Annotated in this window: 24 protein-coding genes and 1 rRNA gene; 13 read left to right on the top strand and 12 right to left on the bottom strand. The window is 66.1% G+C overall.

The features are described from left to right. Position 1: 1 nt before the first annotated feature. The 4 genes from HF989_RS00125 to HF989_RS00110 all read right to left on the bottom strand — a co-directional run bounded on the left by HF989_RS00125 (position 2) and on the right by HF989_RS00110 (position 3169). Positions 2-340, bottom strand: a complete 339-nt coding sequence (locus tag HF989_RS00125; protein ID WP_168683360.1) for a DUF485 domain-containing protein — start codon at positions 338-340, stop codon at positions 2-4. A gap of 198 nt (positions 341-538) precedes the next feature. Further along, positions 539-1366 (bottom strand): aldo/keto reductase, encoded by an 828-nt coding sequence (locus HF989_RS00120; protein ID WP_038610407.1) that lies wholly within the window; start codon positions 1364-1366, stop codon positions 539-541. 10 nt (positions 1367-1376) lie between these two features. Continuing rightward, positions 1377-1736 carry an FKBP-type peptidyl-prolyl cis-trans isomerase gene (locus HF989_RS00115; protein ID WP_168683359.1) on the bottom strand — a complete coding sequence of 120 codons (360 nt, stop codon included), beginning with the start codon at positions 1734-1736 and terminating at the stop codon, positions 1377-1379. A gap of 137 nt (positions 1737-1873) precedes the next feature. Next, positions 1874-3169, bottom strand: a complete 1296-nt coding sequence (locus HF989_RS00110) for a citrate synthase (protein ID WP_168683356.1) — start codon at positions 3167-3169, stop codon at positions 1874-1876. Between the two features lie 147 nt (positions 3170-3316). Here HF989_RS00110 and serC point away from each other — a divergent pair, with 147 nt between their 5' ends. The 3 genes from serC to HF989_RS00095 are packed head-to-tail and all read left to right on the top strand — an operon-like array spanning position 3317 to position 6311. Next, positions 3317-4426: a phosphoserine transaminase gene (gene serC / locus HF989_RS00105; RefSeq protein WP_144242401.1), complete on the top strand. Its 1110-nt coding sequence runs from the start codon at positions 3317-3319 to the stop codon at positions 4424-4426. Positions 4427-4481: 55 nt separating this feature from the next. Further along, positions 4482-5447 (top strand): septation protein SepH, encoded by a 966-nt coding sequence (sepH, locus tag HF989_RS00100; RefSeq protein WP_038610400.1) that lies wholly within the window; start codon positions 4482-4484, stop codon positions 5445-5447. An 18-nt stretch (positions 5448-5465) separates the two neighbouring features. Further along, positions 5466-6311 carry a DUF6928 family protein gene (locus HF989_RS00095; RefSeq protein ID WP_038610398.1) on the top strand — a complete coding sequence of 282 codons (846 nt, stop codon included), beginning with the start codon at positions 5466-5468 and terminating at the stop codon, positions 6309-6311. Here HF989_RS00095 and HF989_RS00090 read toward each other — a convergent pair. Genes HF989_RS00090 through HF989_RS00080 form a run of 3 tightly spaced genes read right to left on the bottom strand, consistent with a single transcriptional unit; the run spans position 6308 to position 9317 of the window. Next, positions 6308-7108 (bottom strand): TrmH family RNA methyltransferase, encoded by an 801-nt coding sequence (locus HF989_RS00090; protein WP_168683355.1) that lies wholly within the window; start codon positions 7106-7108, stop codon positions 6308-6310. The two genes, HF989_RS00095 and HF989_RS00090, sit on opposite strands and share 4 nt — an antisense overlap. Next, entirely contained in the window at positions 7109-8578 is a 1470-nt protein-coding gene (locus HF989_RS00085; RefSeq protein ID WP_343033493.1) for an NCS2 family permease, read from the bottom strand. A 58-nt stretch (positions 8579-8636) separates the two neighbouring features. Beyond that, positions 8637-9317: a DUF3027 domain-containing protein gene (locus HF989_RS00080; RefSeq protein ID WP_288866540.1), complete on the bottom strand. Its 681-nt coding sequence runs from the start codon at positions 9315-9317 to the stop codon at positions 8637-8639. A 39-nt stretch (positions 9318-9356) separates the two neighbouring features. Between HF989_RS00080 and HF989_RS00075 the strand changes: the two genes are divergently transcribed. Next, complete coding sequence (locus HF989_RS00075; protein ID WP_168683353.1) at positions 9357-10145, top strand: glutaminyl-peptide cyclotransferase; 789 nt, start codon at positions 9357-9359, stop codon at positions 10143-10145. 11 nt (positions 10146-10156) lie between these two features. Beyond that, entirely contained in the window at positions 10157-10660 is a 504-nt protein-coding gene (locus HF989_RS00070) for a DUF2771 family protein (protein WP_168683352.1), read from the top strand. A gap of 32 nt (positions 10661-10692) precedes the next feature. On the opposite strand, the gene HF989_RS00065 is transcribed toward HF989_RS00070, so the two are convergent. Beyond that, entirely contained in the window at positions 10693-11076 is a 384-nt protein-coding gene (locus tag HF989_RS00065; RefSeq protein ID WP_038610385.1) for a cold-shock protein, read from the bottom strand. A gap of 199 nt (positions 11077-11275) precedes the next feature. Between HF989_RS00065 and HF989_RS00060 the strand changes: the two genes are divergently transcribed. Next, on the top strand, positions 11276-12055 hold the full coding sequence (locus HF989_RS00060; protein WP_343033492.1) for a resuscitation-promoting factor Rpf1 domain-containing protein: 780 nt from the start codon (positions 11276-11278) through the stop codon (positions 12053-12055). A 269-nt stretch (positions 12056-12324) separates the two neighbouring features. On the opposite strand, the gene HF989_RS00055 is transcribed toward HF989_RS00060, so the two are convergent. Next, positions 12325-12519, bottom strand: a complete 195-nt coding sequence (locus tag HF989_RS00055; protein WP_168683351.1) for a hypothetical protein — start codon at positions 12517-12519, stop codon at positions 12325-12327. A gap of 53 nt (positions 12520-12572) precedes the next feature. On the opposite strand from HF989_RS00055, the gene HF989_RS00050 reads away from it, so the two are divergent. Further along, positions 12573-14621 carry a helicase-associated domain-containing protein gene (locus HF989_RS00050; protein ID WP_168683350.1) on the top strand — a complete coding sequence of 683 codons (2049 nt, stop codon included), beginning with the start codon at positions 12573-12575 and terminating at the stop codon, positions 14619-14621. Here HF989_RS00050 and HF989_RS00045 read toward each other — a convergent pair. After that, positions 14618-17434 (bottom strand): FAD-binding and (Fe-S)-binding domain-containing protein, encoded by a 2817-nt coding sequence (locus tag HF989_RS00045; RefSeq protein WP_168683349.1) that lies wholly within the window; start codon positions 17432-17434, stop codon positions 14618-14620. The genes HF989_RS00050 and HF989_RS00045 overlap by 4 nt on opposite strands. 84 nt (positions 17435-17518) lie before the next feature. Here HF989_RS00045 and HF989_RS00040 point away from each other — a divergent pair, with 84 nt between their 5' ends. Genes HF989_RS00040 through HF989_RS00025 form a run of 4 tightly spaced genes read left to right on the top strand, consistent with a single transcriptional unit; the run spans position 17519 to position 20338 of the window. Continuing rightward, a complete protein-coding gene (locus HF989_RS00040; RefSeq protein WP_168683348.1) occupies positions 17519-17776 on the top strand; it encodes a helix-turn-helix transcriptional regulator in 258 nt (85 codons plus the stop codon). Next, positions 17773-18267 (top strand): hypothetical protein, encoded by a 495-nt coding sequence (locus tag HF989_RS00035; protein WP_168683347.1) that lies wholly within the window; start codon positions 17773-17775, stop codon positions 18265-18267. Before HF989_RS00040 ends, HF989_RS00035 begins: the two co-directional genes overlap by 4 nt. Next, positions 18264-19142 (top strand): ATP-binding cassette domain-containing protein, encoded by an 879-nt coding sequence (locus HF989_RS00030; protein ID WP_168683346.1) that lies wholly within the window; start codon positions 18264-18266, stop codon positions 19140-19142. Before HF989_RS00035 ends, HF989_RS00030 begins: the two co-directional genes overlap by 4 nt. Beyond that, positions 19142-20338 (top strand): ABC transporter permease, encoded by a 1197-nt coding sequence (locus tag HF989_RS00025; RefSeq protein WP_168683345.1) that lies wholly within the window; start codon positions 19142-19144, stop codon positions 20336-20338. Before HF989_RS00030 ends, HF989_RS00025 begins: the two co-directional genes overlap by 1 nt. 15 nt (positions 20339-20353) lie before the next feature. Here the strand turns inward: HF989_RS00025 and HF989_RS00020 are convergent, their stop codons facing one another. Further along, positions 20354-20563, bottom strand: a complete 210-nt coding sequence (locus tag HF989_RS00020) for a type II toxin-antitoxin system ParD family antitoxin (protein WP_168683344.1) — start codon at positions 20561-20563, stop codon at positions 20354-20356. A 34-nt stretch (positions 20564-20597) separates the two neighbouring features. Between HF989_RS00020 and HF989_RS00015 the strand changes: the two genes are divergently transcribed. Both HF989_RS00015 and HF989_RS00010 read left to right on the top strand, forming a co-directional pair. Beyond that, positions 20598-22238, top strand: a complete 1641-nt coding sequence (locus HF989_RS00015; protein WP_168683343.1) for a DNA repair helicase XPB — start codon at positions 20598-20600, stop codon at positions 22236-22238. An 11-nt stretch (positions 22239-22249) separates the two neighbouring features. Beyond that, positions 22250-22903 carry a DUF3239 domain-containing protein gene (locus tag HF989_RS00010; protein WP_246233721.1) on the top strand — a complete coding sequence of 218 codons (654 nt, stop codon included), beginning with the start codon at positions 22250-22252 and terminating at the stop codon, positions 22901-22903. Positions 22904-23247: 344 nt separating this feature from the next. Here HF989_RS00010 and rrf read toward each other — a convergent pair. Next, a 5S ribosomal RNA gene (gene rrf, locus HF989_RS00005) occupies positions 23248-23348 on the bottom strand; the annotation flags it as partial.

The following is a 23348-nucleotide window of genomic DNA, read 5'->3' as shown; positions in this document are numbered from 1 at the left end:
TTTAACCCTCCATCTCTTCGCGGATATGAGCCGCGCGCGGCTCGATATTCTTGTTGGCCCACTTCACGTAGATCCACGTGATCAAAAACGTGGTGAAGAATTGGGCGAGGCCGAGCCACAAGCCGACGTTGAGCCCCAGGAAGTTCTGGGCCATGGCGTCAGGGGCGAAAGTTGCAATGACGACGTAGAAGACGTACCAGAGCAACGCCGCAATCATCACCGGGAACGTGAAACCGCGGAAGGTGCTTCGCAGTTCCTGGAATTCGGGGCTTTGCTGCATCGCGACAAACTCGCCAGGAGTTGGCTCGCGACGCTTAAGGGCAGCTGTGGAACCGGCCATTGCCTCGATCCTTTCTTTTTGCACAGAAACATGGACTTTGCCGTGTCGAAGTATGGGATCTTCGACTCAACAACGTAAATGTAACCTAGCACACACACCACGCTTTAATGTCGTGTTCATCTCTCGCCGTGGTCCCCGGTATGCAAAAACCGCCCAGCTGCACGAATGCAGCTGGGCGGTGCTTAACCCCCGAGGGGACTAGCCCGGGAACGTCAGCGGGTCACCGGACAGACGCTCCCCGGTAACGCCGTCGAGTGCGGCCACGTCGTCGTCACTCAGCTCAAGATCCACGGCGCCGAGGTTTTCCACCAGACGCTGCGGGCTGGAGGTCTTCGGCACGACCGAGCACCCCAGCTTCATCAGGTACGCCAACGACACCTGTGCAGGCGTTGCCTCGTGCGCATCGGCCACCGCGCGGATCACCGGGTCGTCGAAGTTCGAGCCGCGCGCAATAGGCGCCCACGCCTCGGTCACAATGCCGTGCTTATCGTGGTACGCGCGCAGCTCAGGCTGGGTGAACCCGGCGTGCAGCTCCACCTGGTTGAGCACCGGGGTGATGCCGGTGGCCTGAATGATCTCGTCGAGCACCTCCGGGTAAAAGTTCGCCACGCCGACCGACTGCAGTTGACCCATCCCCTGCAGCTGCGTGATCTGCTCGAACGCCTGCACGTATGTCCCGTGCTGCGGCCACGGCCAGTGCACGAGGTACAGGTCCACGAAGTCGAGGTTCAGGCGCTGGAGCGACTCTTTATAGGCCTCGGCGACGCGCTCTTGATCGTCGTTCCACAGCTTCGTGGTCACGAACAGCTCTTCACGGGTGACGTCGCCAGCCTTGATGGCGTTGTTGATCGCCTTGCCCACCTCGACCTCGTTGTCGTACAACGCAGCGGTGTCGATGTGGCGGTAGCCCAACTCGATGGCGGTTCGCACGATCGTTTCCACCTCGTCGCCCGTCAGCTTGTACGTGCCCAGGCCAAGGAGGGGGAAATCGTAGCCGTCGTTCAGTGTCGTCACTGGGATACGCATCGCGGATCTCCTAGCTGGCGTCGAGCAGGTCGATGATGAACACGAGCGTGCGGCCGGACAGCGGATGTCCGCCACCTGCGGGGCCGTACGCCTTCTCCGGCGGGATGGTCAGCTGCCGGCGGCCGCCGACCTTCATGCCCGGAATGCCTTCCTGCCAGCCCTGGATCAGGCCGGTGAGCGGGAACTCCGCAGCCTCGCCGCGGTCCCAGGACGAGTCGAACTCCTCGCCCGTCTCAAAGTCCACGCCAAGGTAGTGCACCTTCACAAACCCGCCCGCGACGGCCTCTGCGCCGTCGCCGACAGTGATGTCCTCGATGACGAGATCTGCGGGTGCCGGGCCCTCCGGTTTGTCAATGAACGGCTTTTCCATAACGTTGCAACTCCTTGCAAGTGAATACGCGGTTCACACGAAACCGCCGAGAACTTCCTCCCGAAAGTATAAGGGAAGCGAAGTTCTCGGCGGTGCAGCGTCGATGCGCGAAGCTTGTCAGCGCTTACCTGGTCAGCCTATCGCTGGTCGCGCGGCACAAAGTCGCGCTGCTGGTAGCCGGTGTAGATCTGGCGCGGGCGGTTGATCTTGGTGTTCATTTCAAGCTGCTCGCGGTACTGGGCAATCCAGCCGGGCAGGCGGCCGATGGCGAACAGGACCGTGAAGAAGTCCGTGGGGAAGCCCATGGCGCGGTAGATCAGGCCCGTGTAGAAGTCCACGTTCGGGTAGAGCTTGCGCTGGATGAAGTAGTCGTCGTTCAGCGCAATGTCCTCGAGCTTCATGGCCAGGTCGAGCAGCTCGTCGCCGCCGAGGTGGTCGAGCACCTCGTGCGCGGTCTCCTTCACGATGGCCGCACGCGGGTCGTAGTTCTTGTACACGCGGTGACCGAAGCCCATCAGGCGCACGCCCTTTTCCTTGTTCTTCACGCGGTTCATGAAGTCGGTGGCGTCGCCGTCGTGGTTGTTCTTGATGTCCTCGAGCATCTCCAGCACGGCCTGGTTCGCACCGCCGTGCAGCGGGCCGGCGAGGGCGTTGATACCGCCGGCTATGGAGACAAACATGTTGGCCTGCGCGGAGGCGATCATGCGCACGGTGGAGGTGGAGCAGTTCTGCTCGTGGTCCGCGTGCAGGATGAGCAGCTTGTCCAGGGCCTTGGTCACAACCGGGTCGACCTCGTAGTCCTCGGTCGGGTACCCGAACATCATGCGCATGAAGTTCTCGCGCGGGTTCAGCGAGTTGTCCGGGTACATGTACGGCTTGCCGCGGGATGCGCGGTAGGCGTAGGCCGCGAGCATGGGCAGCTTGGCCATGAGGCGCACGGTCGCCTTGTCCAGTTGCTCCTCGTCCAGCGGGTCCAGCTGGTCCTGGTAGTAGGCGGAGAGGATGTTCACGGAGGACGCGAGCACGGCCATCGGGTGCGCGTTGCGCGGGAAGATATTGAACGCGGCCTTGAAGTCCTCGTCCAGCAGGGTGTGGTGGCGCAGGTCGGAGTTGAAGCTCTCCAGCTCGTCGGTGGTGGGCAGCTCACCGTTGATAAGCAAGTAGGACACCTCGTTGAACGTGGCGTTCTCCGCCAGGTCCGCGATGTCGTAGCCGCGGTAGCGCAGGATGCCAGCGTCGCCATCGATGTAGGTGATCTTGGACTCGGTGGAGCCGGTGGAGACGTAGCCCGGGTCGAAGGTGACCAGACCGGTCTCGCCGAGGAACTTGCCCAGCACGACACCGTCGTTGCCCTCGGTGGCGTGCATGATGTCCATCTCGTACTCGCCGCCCGGGTAGTGGAGTACGGCCTTGTCCTTGTTCTCAGTAGCCACTGATTTCCCCTTCCAGGTAAGTTTTCTCGGCTGACGTTGGGAGTGCTCCCCTGCAACCTGTTCTACGTAGGGCACTCTAGCAAAGTTTGTGACGCGCCCGACAACATTTACGGCTGGAAGGGTGCACCACAGATACCATGCATAGCCGTGCATACTTACCCGCAAATACCAGCGCACGTGCTCCCCCGCGACGGCCGCTTCGGATCAGGTCCAGCAAAGGTCCGCCCGACGCAGCTCGACGCCGTCGCCCGTTCGGGGGCAATGGGCACGTCGCACCGCCAGACCCCTGTGAAGCACCTCGTCGCCAGTATCCGCTCCGGACTGTCCGATCTTTTCGGTCTCCCCGACGGCTACGAGGTCGCCCTCGGCCTCGGCGGCACGACCGCCTTTTGGGACGCGGCGACCTTCTGCCTGGTCCAACGCCGCTCCGCGCACTTGAGCTACGGCGAATTCTCCGCGAAGTTCGCCGCCGCGTCCGCCCGCGCCCCGTGGCTCGCCGACCCGGCGATCACGGAGGCGACCGACCCAGCCCTCCTGGCCGACGTTGAGGCCGACGCCATTGCCTGGGCGCACAACGAGACCTCCACCGGCGTCGCCGTGCCAGTCACCCGGCCGAACGATGAGGCGCTCACGCTTATCGACGCCACCTCCGGCGCCGCCGGCCTCCCCGTGGACATCACCGCCGCCGACGCGTACTACTTCTCGCCGCAGAAAGGGTTCGCAGCCGACGGCGGCCTGTGGCTGGCGTGCCTCAGCCCCGCTGCGATCGAGCGCATCGAGCGCATCCACGCCGAGGGCCGCTTCGTCCCCGCGTTTTTGGACCTGCACATTGCGCTGGAGAACTCCCGGAAGAACCAGACGTACAACACCCCCGCCATCGCAACGTTGATCATGCTGGATGAGCAGATTCGCTGGATGCTGGACCAGGGTGGACTAAATGCCATGACCGCGCGCACCGCCGCATCCGCAAACTACCTCTACGCCTGGGCCGACGCGCACGAGCTCGCAACCCCCTACGTCCAGGACCCCGCGCTGCGCTCCCAGGTGGTGGGCACCATCGATTTCGCCGACACCGTCGACGCCGGCGCGCTCGCGGCCGCCCTGCGCGCCAACGGTGTGGTTGATACGGAGCCGTACCGCAAGCTGGGACGCAACCAGCTGCGCGTGGGCATGTTCCCCGCCGTGGACCCGGAGGATGTGCGTGCGCTGACCGAAGCGGTGGACTGGCTGCTAAGCGCCGGTGTGGGCAGCCGATAAGACCGTGAGCAGTCCGTTAAGCTGGACGCGTATCTGTCCAGCGGAAAGGTGACCCATGCGCGAGCTGTACATCCTGGAGGAGGAGTCGACGGAGACATTCTTCGTCCTCCGCGACGACAACGGCATGCGCTATCAGTTGGCGCGCACCCAGCTCGAGCCTTCGCTTAGCGACGCCCGTTCCGCCGCACCCGAGACAGCGTCCGAACCGGCAGCGGAGCCGTCCGCTGAGCTGGCTGCAGAGCCCGCCGTACCCGAGCCCGCCCCCGAACCGGCGCCCACCCCAGTGGAGCGCACGCTTCCAGAGCCGGACCCCCTCTACGCCACCCCACTGTCGATGCGGCCGAACGAGATCCAGGCCCGCCTGCGCGCGGGCGCGTCCGCTGCTGAGTTGGCTGCGGAAATGGGGGTGGCCGAAAGCCGCTTGGACGTCTACGCCCACCCCGTGCTTTTAGAGCGCGCCCAAGTGGCCGAGGCCGCCAAGCAGTCCCACCCGGTGCGCGAAGACGGACCCGCGAAGCAGACCCTCTTCGAGATCTTGGCCACCGCGTTCGCCGCCCGCGGGCACTCCGTTAGCGACGCGGAGTGGGACGCCACCCGCGAGCAGGGCGACAGTTGGGTTGTCCACCTCACATGGAAGGCCGGGCTTACCGAGAACGAGGCGCTGTGGACCTTCACGCGCACCATGGGTTCCGGTGCCCAAACCGAAGCTCGCAACGCCATGGCCGCGGATCTGACCGACCCGAACTTCGCGCAGCCGGTGCGCTCCCTCTCAGCGGTGCGTGCTGATATCGCAGACGGCGCGGACCTTGCCGACGCAGCTGCAACAGACGAGTCGGGGGAAGCAACGGGGCAGGGTCAACCGGAGGTCGTCGATAGGCAGGATGATGTGGTCGAGGGCGACTTCCTGCGCGACCCCAGCGAGGACGGGCAGCCGAAACAGCGCCGGCGCAAGGCCGTCACGCCGCACTGGGAGGACGTGCTGCTCGGCGTGCGCACGAATACCAAGCGCCCGAAGCGGTAAACCTCTTAGGATGTGGCCATGAGTTTCCCAGCGGTCGTTACGTTTTGGTATGTCAACTCCGCCGATCCTGCCGGCGTGCTCGCGCGCGAGCCGAAGGCGGACCGCGGGTTCGGCCGGAAGTTGCTCGCGCAAGTTAACCCCGCGTGGCCGATCACGCCGATCGGCTCGTTCCCGCTGAACCGTTCTTCAGTGCCTGGGCGCGACGAGTTCTACATCGCGGGTTTCCCCGGGGTCTCTGTGGTGCGGATGGTCGTGGACGACGCGTCGGCCCTCTCCAGCGGCTCACCGTGGTTGACTGCCCTGCCCGCCTCCGACGTCTTTGTCATTGCGGCGGGGACGGAGAGCGACTACGGCGGGTTCGCCCACTTCACCGGCGAGACCGTCACACGGAGCTTCTGTGCCACCCGCAACCACGTCATCGAAGACCACGGCCTGCCGGAGCCGTTCGAGGCCCCGTTCTGGGCTGGGGAGCGAGCGGAGCAGGCCGGGGGCATTGCACTGCCGTTCGAACCGAAGGACCTCGCGCTGGCGGCGGAGCGGCACTGGTTGGGTGTCGCCATCGGCGAAGACGGCCCGGACATCAACGTGGTGGGCTACGCGGTGGACGGACGCCCGGAGCCGAAGATTGAGGAGCACACGGCGCCCGCCGTGAAATCTACGGATGCCGCGGCCGCGAAGTTGGCGGAGACGTCGAAGGCGTACGACGACTACGAAGACACCCCGGAGGAGCAGACGGGCGACGAGTTCGCCGAGCTGGCCGACGCATCGGTGGCCGCGGCAAAGCGTGTCGGGCGCGGCCTGCGCAAGCGCTGGGCGCAGTTCCTGGGTGCGCTGCGGCACCGCATCCGGCACTTCGACCGCTAGCGCATCCGTTCGTAGAACGCGATAGCCGCGGACGTCGCAACGTTGAGCGAGTCCGTGCCCTCCGCCATCGGAATCTTCGCCCGCACATCGGTGGCGCGCATCGCGTGCGTGGTCAGCCCCGGCCCTTCCCCGCCGACGAGGAACGCCACCTTGTCGTGCCCGCCGATCGCGTCTTTGAGCTCGACGGCGTCGTCAGCTGGGGTGAGGGAAACGAGCCACCACCCTGCCTCGCGCAGCTGGTCCAACGAGCGCTGCCACGTCGTGGGGGTTCCCTCGAGGTGCGCGAACGGGGTGCGCAGGACGTGCCCCATAGAGACACGGACGCTGCGCCGGTACAGCGGGTCCGCGGTGGACGCGCCGAAGAGCACGCCGTCCACGCCCATGCCGGCGGCGTTGCGGAAGATGGACCCGATGTTCTCGTGGTCGCCGACTCCCTCCAAAATCACCAGCGTTCGCGCGCCCTGGATTACCTCGCCCACGCTGAGCGGCTCCGGTTTGTCGGCGGAGACCAATAGGCCGCGGTGCATGTCGTACCCGGCGACTTCCCCCATGATCTCGCGGGTGATCTCGTAGACCGGCACGCCGCGCGATTCCAGTTCCGCGCCGTAGTGCTCCATGAACGAGGCAAGGCGTCCGCCGAAGCCGAAGGCGGCGCGAACCGGGAAGCGGGATTCCACCAACCGGCCCGCCACCAACGGCCCTTCCGCGAACACCAGGTTCTTTTCCTTGTCGGAGTGTTTGAGGTCGCGGATGTCGTCGAGTCTGGGGTCTGCTGGGTCGTGGATGGGGTGCAGCATTTACCCGATCGCCGCCAAGATCGGGCCCTGGGCGAAGTACACCACGAACAGGGCTGAGATGAGCCACATGATCCAGTGGACATCTTTCGCCTTGCCCGCGAACACACGCATCAGGGTAAAGGCGATGAATCCGACGCCGATGCCGTTGGCGATGGAGTACGTCAGCGGCATAGCCACGATGGTCAAAAACGCGGGCAGGGCGACCGTGAAGTCGTTCCACTCAATCTGGCCAACCTGCATCATCATCATTGCGCCGACAACCACGAGGACCGGCGCAGCGGCCTCGATGGGCACGATCTCGTACAACGGGGTGAAAAACATCGCGGCGAGGAACAGCACGCCGGTGACCACGTTGGCCAAACCCGTGCGCGCGCCGTCCGCGATGCCGGCTGACGAATCTACGAACACCGTGTTGGAGGATGCGGAGGCCGCGCCGCCGACAACCGCGCCGAAGCCTTCGGCCACGAGGGCGCGCTTCATGTCCGGCAGCACGCCGTTTTCATCCGCTAAGCCGGCCTGGCGGCCAAGCGCGGTCATCGTGCCCATCGCGTCGAAGAAGTTGGCCAGTACGAGCGTGAACACCAGCAGGGACGCGGAGATGACGCCGACGTTGACAAACGCGCCGAACAGATCCACGTCGCCCACGATGGACAGATCCGGGATGCCGCCCAGGGAGTCTGGCAGCGACGGCACGGCCAAGCTCCAGCCCTCCGGGTTGTCCGCGGAGGAGCCGGCGCCGGTGAGCTGCTCCACGATCATCGCGATCACGGTGGTGATGACGATTCCGATGAAAAGGCCGCCGCGAACGCCGCGCACGACCATGAACGCGCAGATGAACAGGCCCAGGATGAACACGAGGGTCGGCCACGAGGAGATGGAGCCGCCCGTGCCCAGCTGGACTGGAACGGTGGTCATGGCGGCATCGGGCACGCGGCGGACAAAGCCTGCGTCGACAAGCCCGATGGTGGCGATGAACATGCCGATGCCCACGCTCATGGCCACCTTCATCGAATTCGGGATTGCGTTGAACACCGCGGTGCGGAAGCCGGAAACGGCTAGAAGGACGATGATGATGCCGTCGATGACCACCAAGCCCATCGCCTCGGGCCAGGTCAGCCCCTGCTGCCCCACCATGGTCACTGCGACCAGCGTGTTAATGCCCAGGCCTGTTGCGATACCGAACGGGTACTTCGCAATCACACCGAACAGAATGCTCATCACGCCGGCGGCCAACGCGGTGGCTGCGGCAACCTGCGGGATGCCGAGCACGACACCCTCACGGTCCGGGCTGGTGCCGATGATCAGCGGGTTGAGCAGCACGATGTACGCCATCGCGAAAAACGTCACTACCCCGGCGCGCACCTCGGTGCCCACCGTGGATCCGCGCTCGGTGATGTGGAAGAAGGAGTCCAGCGCGCCGCGCGGCTGCGGCTGTTCCTTATGCAGTTTTGCTCCCGTGGTGGTACTCACGTCGCAACAGTTTCGCACCCTGCCTGCGAAAACGCCAATCGTTGGGGCGCCCCAACGATTATTCCGCGACGGTGGTGTCCGAGTGCGCCCCACAGCCGTAGGAGGATGCCACCACATGCCCGTCCGCCGAGTACTCGTTCGCGCAGATGCCGAAGTGCTCCCCCACCGGCTGGTCCAGTGGGATGTAGAAGGCGCAGGAACGGCACGACAGCGCGGCTTTCTCCGCAAACTCGCTGTTCGGCCCGAAGTCCCCGGTGCGCCAGCGCTTCTTCGCGTCTTCTAGGCCCGTGACGGTGAGGTACCGCTTGGTCTCCCTGCCAGTGAAGGTAACGGCGTCGCGGGAGAAGGAGTCGTCGGTCACGCGGTCGTCGTCAGGCGCGAGCTCCATGATGTCGCCGGGGCCGAGGTCCCCCGGGCGCAGGCGCTCGGAGTACGGCACCCAGTCCGGCGCCTCGAGCGCACCCTGCGACGGCACGAGCGCCACCTCGTTGACGGTGACCCAGTCGGAACCGTCGGCGCATGCGACCACGGCGTTCCACTCCCAGCCGGCGTAGCCGGGCACGTCCGCGGCGAAGCGGTGGGTGGCCACGTTGCGGCTCAGGCCGGTGACGCCGATGTGCTCGCCAACCTCGCCGTCGGCGACGTCTTCGAGCGCCTCCCGTGCCGTCGCGATTGCGTCCTGGGACAGCAGGGGGCTGCGCTTTTTGGATTTCCGGGAACGATTGTTGGATCGTGACACGGTTCCCCATTATTGCCCACGTGGTGCAGGATGGTCGGCATGGGTCGTTTCACTGTCGCCGCCGTCTGCTCCGCGATTGTACTGCTGGCGGGCTGTTCTTCCCCCGAGTCAGCCGGCCCGGAAATACAGCGCCTCACCGCCCACGTCGAGCAGCGCCTGCCCTTCGACAGCGCAAGCTTCACCCAAGGCCTCGAAGTGGCGGAGGACGGCACGATCTACGTGGGCACCGGCCAAGAGGGCGAATCGCGCCTCTACACCCGCACGCCGGACGGCGAGGAGTTGCGGTCGGTGGCGTTGGACCCGGAATTCTTCGGCGAGGGCATCACGCGTATCGACGACATACTGTGGCAACTCACCTGGCAAGACGGCACCGCCATCCGCCGCGACGCCACCACGTTGGAAGAAACTGGCCGGGCGTACTACGACGGCGAAGGATGGGGCATCTGCGCCCGCGGCAACGAGGTGATCTTTTCAGACGGCACAGCGCAATTGCGCCGCATGGACCCGGACACCTTTGAGGAGCGCGAACGCTTCACGGTGACGTTGGACGGCCAGCCGGTCACGGGTCTCAACGAGCTGGAGTGCGTTGGCGACGAGGTCTACGCGAACATCTTCACCACCACCAACATCATGCGCATCGACGCGCGCTCAGGGAAGGTCACCGCCGTCATCGACGCCTCAGGGTTGCCCAACAACGCGGAGCCGGACCCGAACAACGTGCTCAACGGCATCGCGCACATCCCCGGTACCGAGGAGTTCTACCTCACCGGCAAGCGCTGGCCCGACATGTACCGCGTGACGTTCCAGGACGAAGACGCCGCCAAGTAGGATTGCCCGCCATGGCACAACAACGCGCGTCTTCGCAGCAGTGGAAAGTTCTGGCCATCGCCCTAGTGGGCGTGCTCGCGCTGGTGGGGGCGGTCTACGCCTACCTGCACTACCAGGACAGCAAGCCCGGCACCCCGGTCCGCGACCTCGACGTGGCTGTGACGGCGGGCGGCCAGACGGAGCAGATCCCCGTGTACACCGTCTGCGAGCTGGACGTGGAGTGCCCCGGCGGGGAGCCGCCGAGCGTGCGGCTGCCCGACCAGGGCGAGGTCACATTCACCGTGCCCGGTGAAATCGAGCGCAACAGCTGGCGCCTCTTGCTCATCTACGACGACCCCGCAGCCAACACCGAGCGCGTGTTCACCTCCGGCGAGTCCGGCGAAGAGACCGCGCCGGCGGTCACCGAATCCGGAGCGAAGCTCGTCGTCGCGGAAATCACCACCCTGGACATCGAAAAAGGCGATGACGGGGAGGAAACTCCCGTCATCGCCACGTGGTCTGTCGGCTTCAACTAGTCCGTTAGGCGGGGATGGCCGAAGGCGCGTCGCTAAGCGTCCAGCTCGCGGGCGACCGCGCGCAGGATGCCTGCGACCTGGCGGCCCTCCTTGCGGTCGGGGTAGCGCCCGTTAGTCAGCGCGGGCTGCACCTGCGTCTCAATCAAGGTCATCACGTCCGCGAGCATGCTGCCCAGCTCCTCGGGCTTGCGGCGGTGCACCGGACGGCGCTTCGGCTCCTCCAGCACTTTCACGCGCAGGGCTTGCGGGCCGCGGCGGCCAGCGGCGAAGTCGAACTCGATGCGCTGGCCGGCGACGAGCTCGTCCACGCCATCGGGCAGCACAGACTTGCCGATGAAGACGTCCTCGTCGCCCGGGTTAGACGCGAAGCCGAAGCCCTTGTCGGTGTCGTACCACTTCACCTTTCCAATAGGCATGGCATCCTCCTTCAGGTTCCGGATCGGCCCGCACGATGCGGGCCAAAATAAAGGGTTTACATTACACCGCGAAGCCGATCATAGCGACTGTGATGCAGAACACCGCGCCACTCGGCAGCTAGTGCGACCAGCGGGAATCCCCCGCCTCTAGGACGCGAATGCGCCATTTCGTGCCGGTTACGTGACACAATCGTTACAAATGGTTAGGCTGTCCCGAGAATTGGCGGTCAACGACGAGAGGAAACACAACATGGGACGCCACTCCAAGAAGACCACCTCCGCGGGCAAGCGGGCGCTGGCAGGTACCGCGGCAGCCGCAGCACTGGCAGGCGTCGTCGCCCCGCAGGCGACCGCCGCCCCGGACTCCGACTGGGACAAGCTCGCGCAGTGCGAGTCGGGCGGCAACTGGGCCATCAACACCGGCAACGGCTACTACGGCGGCCTGCAGTTCTCAGCCAGCACCTGGCGCGCCTACGGCGGCCAGCAGTTCGCCCCGTACGCACACCAGGCAACCCGCGAGCAGCAGATCATCGTGGCCGAGCGCACCCTTGCCGCGCAGGGCTGGGGCGCATGGCCCGCTTGCTCCGCACGCTACGGCCTGAACTCCGCGCCGACCAACCGCGACGCGCAGGCCACCCGGCCGGCGCCGAAGCCCGCCCCGGCGGCCCCGGCTACGCAGAAGGCCTCCACACTTGAGGTCGACGCCTTGTACGGCCAGATGCGCGACTCCGTCAACGCGCTCGGCTTCCAGGTGCCCACAGCGGTCAAGGACAACTACGCGGCCAACCGCCACGACTACAACGCCTTCTACACCGCCAACAAGGCGCTCATCGATGCAGCGTTGGCGGGCGACTACCTCAAGGTCGCAGGCATCATCGGTGCCGACGTCAACGCTCGGGTCACCGCACACGTCGACGACTTCAACGCGCAGGTCAACAACACGCTCGCTTCCCTGCAGCAGACCTACCTGCCCCGCTAAGCGCTGGGTATGCAAGAACCCGCCCGCCTGCACCGCGCAGACGGGCGGGTTTTCTGCTGCCGGGGTCACCTCCCGGATCGTCTAGCGGCCTGCTAGACGATCCACTCGCTCAGCTCGTATTTCCCCAGGTGATAATGAACTCGGCTTTCAATAACGTGTTGATCGTCTAGCGGCCCGCTCCCGCTACTAGATTATCCGTGGCCCGGCGCCCGCGAACACGAAAAAAGGTGGCCCCACCGCTCGTGGGGCCACCTTGAGCGCGCCGCTGCTTAGCGGTTGATGCGCGTCATCGGGTGGACGTAGCCGGTCTCTTCCGCCGGAAGCGGCAGGATCAGCTCGTCGCCGAACGGGCTGGAGGCGCCAGTGAGCTTGGAAGAAATCTCGGTGACCGGGTGGCCGTTACCAGGGGTGTGCGTGGGCCACGCGGGGTTTGCGCGCCCGATCTTCTCTACATCTTTAGCCATGCCAATCATTCTCTCACGCCCTCTGCGAAAACGCACGTAAACTCACCCCCGCAATGTCTACCTTCCCCGAATATTTGCATTCGCTTGACGACGATCAGCTTCGCGCCCTCATCCGTTCCCGCCCGGATGCCTTCTTCCCCACCCCGCCGTCTACCGGGTCGTTGGCCACCCGGCTGAGCCTGCCCGGATCTGCCTCGCGGGCGCTACGGCAACTCTCAGCCGCCGACCTCGCAGTGCTGGAGAAGCTGGCGGACGCCGGAGCGGAGCTGGACTCGGTGGGCGCGTCCGGATTCGGCGACGTTGAGCACCTGCGCGAGCTTGCCCTGGTGTTCGGGCCGCTCGAAGGGTTACGCGTCGCGCCCGGCACGCTGTCCGCGCTTCCCCCCGGGTGGCGTGTGACCGACACACTGCCGGACGGGGCCACCGAGGCACTCGCCGAGCTCCCGGCGCGCGAGCGAAAGGTGCTGGAGACGCTGGCCGCCTCCGGCGGGGTCGGCACCACGTCCGCGGCTGGCCCGGACGCTGATCCTTCGGCGCCCGTGCCACGCCTGCTCGCTGCCGGGCTGCTCGTGCGGGTGGATGCCAACACTGTGCGCCTGCCACGGCCAGTGCGCGACGCTATGCGCGGCCTGCCCCCACGGGAGTTTCCGCTCACCCCTCCCGCAGTGCCGCCCGTGGATCAGCACAGCGTGGACGAGGCGGCGGTGGCACAAGGCCTCGATGCCGTGCGGCAAATGCGCCAGCTGGTCATGGCGCTAATGGACACCCCGGTGGCATTAAACAAGGACGGCACCGTCGGCGTGCGCGCGGCGGCGAACCTAGAGAAGGGTCTCGGCTTCGACCCGCGCCTGCTCATCACCGTTGGCGAATCCGCGGGGCTGATCGGCCGCGGCAACGTGGATGACCAGGACGTGCTGTCCGCCACGCGCGACGCGTTGACCTGGATCGACGCCACCCTCGCAGACCAGTGGGCCATCCTCTTGGTTGGCTGGGCCGCATCCCCGTGGCGCGTGGACACGGATGCGAAGCTGCTGTCTGCGGACATGCACGCGCCAGCGGTGCGCAACGCCCGGTTGACCATCCTGCGCCACGCCGGCCGGACGGAGCAGCTCCTCTTTTACGCCCCGCTGGAGGCGTCCGGGTTCTCGCCGCAGCTCATTCAGGCGGTGGTGGAGGAAGCTGAGTTCGTCGGCGCGCTCGCCGGCACCCCGGATCTGGCGCAGTCCACTCCCATGCGCGCTCTGCTTCAAGGCGACGACGTCTCGTCGGCCGCAGCGTCGCTGGTGCCAGCGTCCGTGGACACGCTCATCGCGCAAGGTGACATGACCATGCTCGCCCCCGGGCCGCTGGAGCCGGACATGGCCTCGTTCATCGAGCGCATCGCGGAGCTCGAGTCCCCGGGCCTGGCCAGCGTGTGGCGGGTCACGGAGGATTCCGTGCGCCGGGGGCTCGACGAGGGGCTCACAGCGGAGGATGTCCACTCCTGGCTCACGCAGCACGTGCTCGGCGAGGTCCCGCAGGCTATTTCTTTCCTTGTCGACGACACCGCCCGCACTCACGGCGCCATCCGCGCCGGCAGCGCGTTGAGCTACATCCGCTCAGCCGACCCAGCACTAATCGCCACGGCCGCCGAGCGCTGCGGGCTGCGCATCCTCGCCCCCACCGTCGCGGTGTCGGAGTTGCCGCTGAGCAAGCTCATGTCGGATCTCCGCGCCGCAGGTATGCAACCCACCGCGGAGGACAACAACGGCGCCACGCTCAACATGGCGCCCGAGCCTGCACTGGTCGCGGCGACCCCGTCGACCCTGCCGCGCGCGCCCCGAGCCACCGACGAGCAGGTCGACGCGATCGTGGCCAAGCTGCGTGCTGCCGGCACAGACTCAGCCACGGAATCGGGCGGCACCACCTTTGAAACACTGCGCGCGGCGGCGCGGGCCAGGCGGCACGTGACCGTAGGTTTCGTCGATAAGCAGGGCCGCGGTCGCACGCTCACCGTGCTGCCGCTGTCGGTGAGCGCGGGGCAGGTCGACGCCTTGGACGAGGCCGCCGACCAGGTGGTGCGCATCGCGCTGCCGCGCATCACCAAGGCCGTGCTGGCCTAGCGGCTCACCCGCTCGAGCACCTCGAGAATGTGCTCGTAGTCCTTGCCTGTTGCTGCGGTCAGGCCGAGCTCGCACGTGCGGTTCGAGGAGGCGTGGCAGGTCGAGCCCAGCTCCGAGACCTGCTCGGCCTCGCGCTTCGTCGCCGCGTGCGTGAGCTCGGGGTGCAGCATGCCGCGGTCGCCCGCGTAGCCGCAGCAGTTCCACTCGGCGGGCACGCGCACGTCTTCAGCCGCGGCCCCAGCGACGCGCTTCAGCGTATCGATGATGCCGAGGTGCGTCGTCGAACACGTCGGGTGCAGCGTCACCGAGTCCACCTTGTGCGCCACCTCGAGCCGCTCGAGGACCTGGTCCTCGACGAACTCAATTGCGTCGACGACGGTGATGCCGATGCCCTCGGCCATGTCTTGGAAGCCGTGCGTGCAGCTCGACGCGTCCACGACCACGGGCAGACGCCCACCGTCAGTAGCGGCGATGAGCTGGTCGTTGACGCGGCGCTGCATAACGTCGTGGCCGGTGCTCATGCCTTTCGACGCCCACGGGGTGCCACAGCACATCCCGTCGATACCCTCCGGGACAACGAGGGAGAGTCCCGCGCGCTCCACGAGCTTGGCGAACGCCTCGGAGGCGCCCACGCCGCTGCCCTGCGGGCCGAACATGGAGTTCACGCACGCGGGGACGAACACGCCGGACGGCTCCACACCCGGCGCGCCGATCTGGGTGCCGAACGCCTTGGAGCGCTTCACCCCGCCCTTGGACAGCTCGGGGCGGTACTGCGGCACCGTGTCTTCGCCCGCTAGGGCACGGGCCACGTCGGTGACCTTCTGCACGAGCTTCGTGGGCATGTAGTACGCCCCGGTCAGCGCAGCCGACGCCAGGGTGTTGCCCGGCCCCCACGCCTTCGCGGCGGCCGTCCAGCCTGCGGATTCCGCCGCACCCGCCTGGCCGCGGCGCAGCGACTTGATGAACTTGCCGGTGTCGATCTTCACCGGGCATGCGGTCACGCACATGGAATCCACGGCGCAGGTGTCGATACCGTCGTACTGGTACGCCTCGTCGATGTGCTTGACCAGCTCGGTGTCGCCGTCCTGGATTGCCTTCGCGCGGGCGCGGCGCACGACGATGCGCTGGCGCGGGGTCATGGTGATGTCGCGCGAGGGGCACACCGGCTCGCAGTAGCCGCACTCCACGCACGAGTCGATTTCATCCTCCACCTGCGGGTTAAGCTTGAAGTTCTTCATGTGCTCGCGCTCGTCGTCGGTGATGATCACGCCCGGGTTCATCACTCCGCGCGGGTCGGCGGCGCGCTTGAGCTCCACCATCACCTCATACAGCTCGTCGCCGTACTGGCGGCGCACGTACGGCGCCATGACGCGCCCGGTGCCGTGCTCGGCCTTGAGGTTGCCGCCGGCCCCCAGCACCAGGTCGACCATGTCCTCGTTGAACCCGTCATAGCGGTTCAGGTTGTCGTCGCCCTCGAACCGGTCGGTGATGAGGAAGTGGATGTTGCCGTCCTTGGCGTGGCCGAAGATGACGGCGTCGTCGTAGCCGTAGGCGTCGAAAAGCTGCTGCAACCCGCCGCACGTGTCGGCGAGGTCGCCCACCGGGACTGCGATGTCCTCGAGCAGCGCGGTGGTGCCGGACGGGCGGGCCTCCGCGACCTGGGCGTAGAGGCCCTTGCGGAAAGCCCAGGCCTTCGCGGCCTCGGCGGCGTCGGTGGTGAATGCGGCCGGGGTCTCCAGGTCGAGATCGGCCAGCAGCTTGGATCCAGCCTGTTCCAGCTCCCGCAGCTGCTCGGTCTCGTTGGCGTGGTACTCGATCAAGAGCGCCGCCTGGCCGGACAGCTCGAAGCCGGTGATCTGCTCCGGCACGGAGTCGAAGGTGCGCCCGACGCCGATGGAGCGGGAGTCCATCAGCTCCAGCGTGGCCGCCTGCGAGTCAAACAGCGCGGGCAACGAGCGCGTTGCCGCGTCCAGCGTCGGGTACACCGCGATGGTGGTGGTCTTCAGCCTCGGCACCTCAACCGTGCGCAGCACAGCCTCCGCGATGAACGCGAGCGTGCCCTCGGACGCGACCAACAGGTGCATGAAGATGTCCAGCGGAGAGTCGTAATCGACGAACGCGTTGAGGCTGTAGCCCATCGTGTTCTTCAGCGCAAAGTGGCGCTCGATGGTTTCCACGGACTCGCGGTTGTCGCGTACGCGGCGCTTGAGGCGCTCCAGCGTATCGACGAGCTCCGCCTCCTCCCGCGCAAACTGCGCCTCCGCGTCCTGGTGCGCCGTATTGATCACGGTGCCGGACGGGAGCACAAAGGTCATGGACTCGATGGTGTTGTACGTGTTGAACTTTGTGCCGCAGGCCATGCCCGATGAGTTGTTCGCAATCACGCCGCCCAGCGTGGCCGCGCCCTCGGAAGCCGGGTCGGGCCCAATCTTGCGACCGTACGGGGCGAGGTGCGCGTTGACCTGGCGCACCGTCGACCCCGGCTGGACCCGCACACGCTTGCCGCCGTCGAGCACTTCGACGCCGCGGAAGTGCTTGCGCACGTCCACCAGCATGCCCGCGCCTCCGGCCTGCCCGGACAGCGAGGTGCCGCCGCCGCGCAGCACCACCGGCGCGCCGGAGGAGGCGGAGGCGCGGAAGGCTGCAGCCACGTCGTGGGCGGTGCGGGCTTCCACCACTACATCCGGGGTGTAGAGGAAGTGCGACGCGTCGTGGGCGTACTTGATCCGGTCGATCGGGCGGGTGGAAAGCGCCTGGTCGGAGCCGAGTTCGCGGGACAAATGCTCTATGGGGGAGGAAATGGTTGTGGTCATAAATCCATGCTAGCCCTCCGGGTATTTGCCACGCAGATTTCCCAACCATTGACAAAGCATTGGGTTTATACAACACTTTGTTTCATGTCACCGAAGAAGCTACCGAAGGACCCGATATTTAACCGGGTCCGTGTCCTCCGCGCCGAACGCGATATGACACGGACCCAGCTCGCAGAACTGATCAACGTCAACCCGCAAACCGTCGGCGCGCTCGAGCGCGGCGACCACTCCCCCAGCCTGGACCTCGCCTTCCGCGTTTGCGAGGTCTTCGACCTCCCCGTCGAGGCCGTGTTCTCCCGCACCGAGTTCTCCCCCATGTCGAAGGAGCTGTATACCAAATGAACCGCATCGACACCATCCGCGCCCAGGATCCGTTGAATACGAAGCGTTTCCGCAACCCCCGTGACACCCGTCGGCTGATCGTCCTGTTCTTCACCGGCATCGCCGTCGCACTCGCGGGCACGGTCGCAGTCCTGGCCACGAGCACCCAGTGGCCCGCCCTCATCGCCCTTGTCGCGGGAATGCTGACCAGCATGTACTGCTGGTCCATGCTGCGCGGCGCCAACGACCACATCGACACCGCCCCAGACGACCAGGTCGACGAGTACGAGCGCCACGTCCTAGACACGTGGCGCAAGCGCGCACTCAAGGCATACTCCGCACTCACCGGCATCGGCGGTTTCGTATTCCTCATGCTTGGGGTCCTGCGCGACACGCCAAGCTCCACCGCACTCTCGGCCGCCGGGTACTTCATGCTGTTCACCTTCCTCATCGTCTACCCGCTGCCCATGGTCGGCTTCGCTGCTACGTTTAACCGGAAGGAGGACAAGTGACCACGATAGAAATTCGGGACCTGCGCAAACGCTTTGGCGAGGTCCAAGCCCTAGACGGCATGAGCTTTACCGTCCACGACGGTGAAATTTACGGCTTTGTCGGCTCAAACGGCGCCGGCAAATCCACCACCATGCGCATCGCACTCGGGGTGCTCGCCGCAGATTCCGGCGAGGTGCTACTTGACGGGCGCCCGCTTGACGACGACACCCGCCGCCGCATCGGCTACATGCCCGAGGAGCGCGGCCTGTACGGCAAAGAGAAGATCCTGGACCAGCTGGTCTTCCTGGCCAAGCTCCACGGCGTCGACGGCGCCTCCGCCAAGCAGCGCGGCACCGAGCTGCTCGAAACACTGGGTCTCGGCGAGCGACTGAATGACAAGCTCGACGACCTCTCGCTGGGCAACCAACAACGCGTCCAGCTCGCGGCGTCGCTGATCCACGACCCGGATGTACTGATTTTGGATGAGCCGTTCTCCGGCCTCGATCCCGTCGCCGTGGACGTGATGAGCACGATGCTGACAAACCGCGCGCGCCAAGGCGTGCCCGTCATCTTCTCCTCGCACCAGCTTGACCTGGTACAGCGTTTGTGCGATCGCGTCGGCATTGTCACCCGCGGCCGCATGGTGGCCGAAGGCACCGTCGCCGAGCTGCGCGACCAAGGTCCCATTCGGTACCGAGTGGGCACAACTGCCCGCGGCTGGATCCCCGAGGGCGTGGCGCTTGTCCACGATTCCGCAGACCACGTTGTCCTCGAGGCCCAGAGCCTTGACGACGACCAGCGCATCCTGCAATCCGCCATGGCGGCGGGCCCCGTCCACGAATTCACCCGGGTCGTGCCCGACTTGGCAGAGCTGTTTAAGGAGGTCGTGCACTAATGACAACCCAACGCGCGTACTCACCAATGCACACGATCACCACCACTGCGGCGCGTGAAGTGCAGATTTTGCTGATGAAAAAGGGCGTGATCGCCACCCTGGCCATCCTGCTCCTTGCGGTGGTGGGCCTGATCGGCTTTGGAACGTGGCAGAAGAACAAGGAAGATGCTCCGGAGGCGACTGCGGTGGCGGCCGTCGGCGTCGATACGCAGCTGCTCTCCGGCTCCGGGTACGAGCCCCGCGCTGCCGCCGACCGCGACGAGGCGATGCGGATGGTGCGCGATGGCGACGTCGACGCAGCGCTCGTGGCTGACGGCGACCAGTGGCAGGTGATTTCGGACGGCACGCCTTCTGTCAGCGTCATGAGCGGTATGGAGTCGCTTGCCGAGAGCTACACCCGCTCCGAAACGCTCGCTACGCTCGGCATTTCTCCCGAGGACTACGACGCCGCCTCCCGCACCATCGATGTCGTGCCGGTGGACGTGGACGACGCCACGGGCGGCGAAGACACCGAGCAGCACTTTGTCAGGCTCCTCACCACCTTCGCCGCCCTAATGATGGTGATCTTCACCGTGATCACCTTTGCCGCGCAGGTGGGCAGCCGCGTGACCGAGGAGAAATCCTCCCGCGTGGTCGAGCTCGTACTCGCTACCGTGCGCCCGCTGGACTTCCTGGCCGGCAAGCTCCTGGGCACGCTCATACTCGGTTTTATCGCCACGGCCCTGCTGTTGGCGGTGGGCGGCGTGGGCCTGAAGGTGTCGGGGCTTGTGGACGACGTCGAGCTCGACTGGTCCGTCTTCCCGGTTCTTTTACTGGCGTGGCTGCTATCCATGCTATTCTTCGGCGCTCTCTACGCAGCCGCAGGCGCGATGGTGCAGCGCACCGAAGACCTGCAGTCCACCCAGATGCCCATCCTCGTACTCATCATGGCCAGCGCGTACATCCCCGCCTTCGGCTGGATGAGCACCAGCGCGACCTGGATGCAGGTGATGAGCTGGATCCCGCCGTTTTCCATCTTCGCCGCGCCGCTGTCGTATGCGGCCGGGGACTTCACCGCCCTCCAACTCACCGGATCGTTCGCCATTGCGACACTGGCCACGGTGCTTGCGGTGTGGGCCGCCGCCCGCATTTACGAGCGGACGATTCTGAATAACGGCAGCGTGACCAAGTGGTCGCAGGTGCTGCGTCGGGCGTAAGCCTGTGGTACGGGTCTAGCGGAGCTCGTCGATAAACGCTTGCGCATCGGCGTCACCGCGCTCCGCGGCCTGGCGGACCACTTCGAATTTCCGCTCCCGCTCCTCCACCAGGCGCAAGCCCTCGCGCAGGACTTCGCTGGCGGAGGCGTAGCGGCCGTCCTGGATAAGCTGGGCGATGAACGTGTCGTAGCGTTCCCCGAGTACAACTGAAGTGTTCTTGGCCATAACGGCCACGCTACAACCTTGAGGAGTACTCCACATGGCTCTCGGCGACGGCCCGCTCATCGTTCAATCGGACAAGACCGTACTGCTCGAAGTCGCGCACCCGGACGCGCCCAAGGCCCGCGCAGCCCTCGCCCCGTTCGCGGAGCTCGAGCGGGCGCCCGAGCACATCCACACCTACCGCATTACGCCCCTCGCGCTGTGGAACGCGCGCGCCGCAGGCTTCGACGCCGAGCAAGCGGTGGACGCGCTAGAGCGCTACTCCCGTTTCCCCGTCCCCCAGTCGCTGCTGGTGGACGTCGCCGAGACCATGGCCCGCTACGGCCGCCTGAAGCTGGTCAAGCACCCCGCCCACGGGCTAATCCTGGAGGCGGACGACGCCGCCATCCTCACCGAGGTCAGGCGCAGCAAGAAGATCCAGCCGCTCATTGCCAAGCCTATCGACGACCTCACGGTCCCCGTCCACCCCTCCGCCCGCGGCCAAATCAAGCAGGAGCTGACCAAGCTGGGTTGGCCCGTGGAGGACCTGGCCGGCTACGTCGACGGCGAGTCCCACCCAATCGCGCTGAACCACGACGGCTGGCAGCTCCGCGACTACCAGAGCTACGCCGCCGAATCCTTCTGGGAAGGCGGATCCGGCGTAGTCGTGCTGCCCTGCGGCGCTGGCAAGACCATTGTGGGCGCCGCCTCCATGGCGCAGGCGCAGACCACCACTTTGATCCTGGTCACCAACACGGTCGCCGGCCGCCAATGGCGCGACGAGCTGCTGCGCCGCACCACGCTCACACCCGAGGAGATCGGGGAATACTCCGGCGAGCGCAAGGAGATCCGCCCCGTCACCATCGCAACCTACCAGGTGGTCACCCGAAAAACGAAGGGCGAATACAGGGCGCTCGAGCTCTTCGATTCCCGGGACTGGGGCCTGATCATCTACGACGAGGTCCACCTTCTCCCCGCGCCCGTCTTCCGCATGGCCGCAGACCTGCAATCTCGCCGGCGGCTCGGGCTCACGGCCACCCTCGTGCGCGAGGACGGCCGAGAGGACGACGTGTTCTCCCTCATCGGCCCGAAGCGTTACGACGCCCCATGGAAAGAACTCGAGATGGCCGGCTACATCGCTACCGCCGAGTGCGTGGAGGTGCGCACCACGCTTACCGACGAAGAGCGCCTCACCTACGCCACCGCGGAGACCCGGGAACGATACCGGCTGGCGGCCTGCTCGGCGGGCAAACTGAAAGTCGTCGACAAGCTACTGGCCCAGCATGCGGGGCAGCAGACGCTGATCATCGGGGCGTACGTGGACCAGCTCGAGGAGATAGCGCAGCGCATCGACGCTCCGCTGATCGACGGCAAGACGACGACCAAGAAGCGCGAGCAGGCGTTCCAGGCATTCCGCGACGGGGAGATCTCGACGCTCGTGGTGTCCAAGGTGGCCAATTTCTCCATCGACCTACCCGAGGCCGCGGTGGCCATCCAGGTCTCCGGCACATTCGGTTCGCGGCAGGAGGAGGCCCAGCGGCTAGGACGCCTGCTGCGGCCGAAGGCAGGCGGCGCCGAGGCCGTGTTCTATACCGTGGTCGCGCGGGATACGTTGGACGCGGAATACGCGATGCACCGCCAACGCTTCCTCGCGGAGCAGGGCTACGCGTACCGGCTGGTGGACGCGGCCAACCTCTAGACTTACATGCCATGAGTGGCATGAAAGTATTCAAGTTCGACGTCGACGAGGACTTTGCCAAACAGCACAACGAAATGGTGCGGGACACCCGTAGCCTGGTCGCATCTGGCATCGCGATCTTCGTTATCGCCCTGATCGCCGGCGTCGCCGTGTGGTTCCTGGTCGATTCTTCGTCGCCGTGGCACTGGCTCGGCTCCGTAGGCCTCGTGCTGTTCGGAGTGCTGATGCTCGTGGTGGCGCTTCTGATCCCACGAAGCGTGGGCAAGACGCAGGAGCTCTACGACGCGCACCCCCTCGCCCCCGCCATCATCACCGAACGAGCCGGCACCACGGTCACCCTGACCGCGCTGGTGAACACGCAGGTGGACCCAGCCTCGCGACCGCTCTGGGCCATCACGTCACGCGTGATGCAGCCCCTCCCAAACACCCCCGACAAGGTCGGCACCAAGGTGCCCGTCGCCGCCATCGGCGCGCAGCGCTCCGCGCGCGACCAGCAGCACTGGCAGACCATCACCCCTATGCCCATCGCCTGGGGCACGCCCGACGAAGCCGTCGTTGCCCAAGCCCGGAAGTCCATCCCCCAAGAGCAGTGGAACGAACTCGACCGAGCCCGCCGGAAAGCCGATCTGGTAGAGCGGTCCAAGAACGCACTCGTGGAGCTCTAAGACCCACCTCCGTTCCGCCCTTCGCATTCGCCCGCAACCGGACCCGGTCGCGGGCGTTTTACATCCGGCACCCAGAGTGCGCAAATTACCCGGGGTTTCTGGCGGGCCCATCTGGGTTCGAACTACCCTCACCGCCGCCGGCTCTTCTGCACGGCCCAGATTCTCTGGGCCCCGGTGTAGAAGTTGACATGCACGGGCAATCCCGCCCGCATCACCCCAGGCCAGTATCGCGCCGTGTCAACACTTACGAGACACCGCACACAAACGAAAGGGCACCCGCCACCACACCAACCCCACGGGGCATCTGGTGTGGTGGCAGGTGCCACAACATATCAAGTTTTACGCGTCGGCGGTAACCTACTCTCCCACTCCCTCCCGGGAGCAGTACCATCAGCGCGGGCGGGCTTAGCTTCCGGGTTCGGAAAGGGACCGGGCGTTTCCCCGC

This window comes from Corynebacterium mucifaciens (genome assembly GCF_012396315.1).
In the GTDB taxonomy this organism is placed as follows: Bacteria; Actinomycetota; Actinomycetes; order Mycobacteriales; family Mycobacteriaceae; genus Corynebacterium; species Corynebacterium mucifaciens.
Note: the sequence above shows the minus strand (reverse complement) of the source record. Positions and strands in the feature narration are given on the sequence as shown.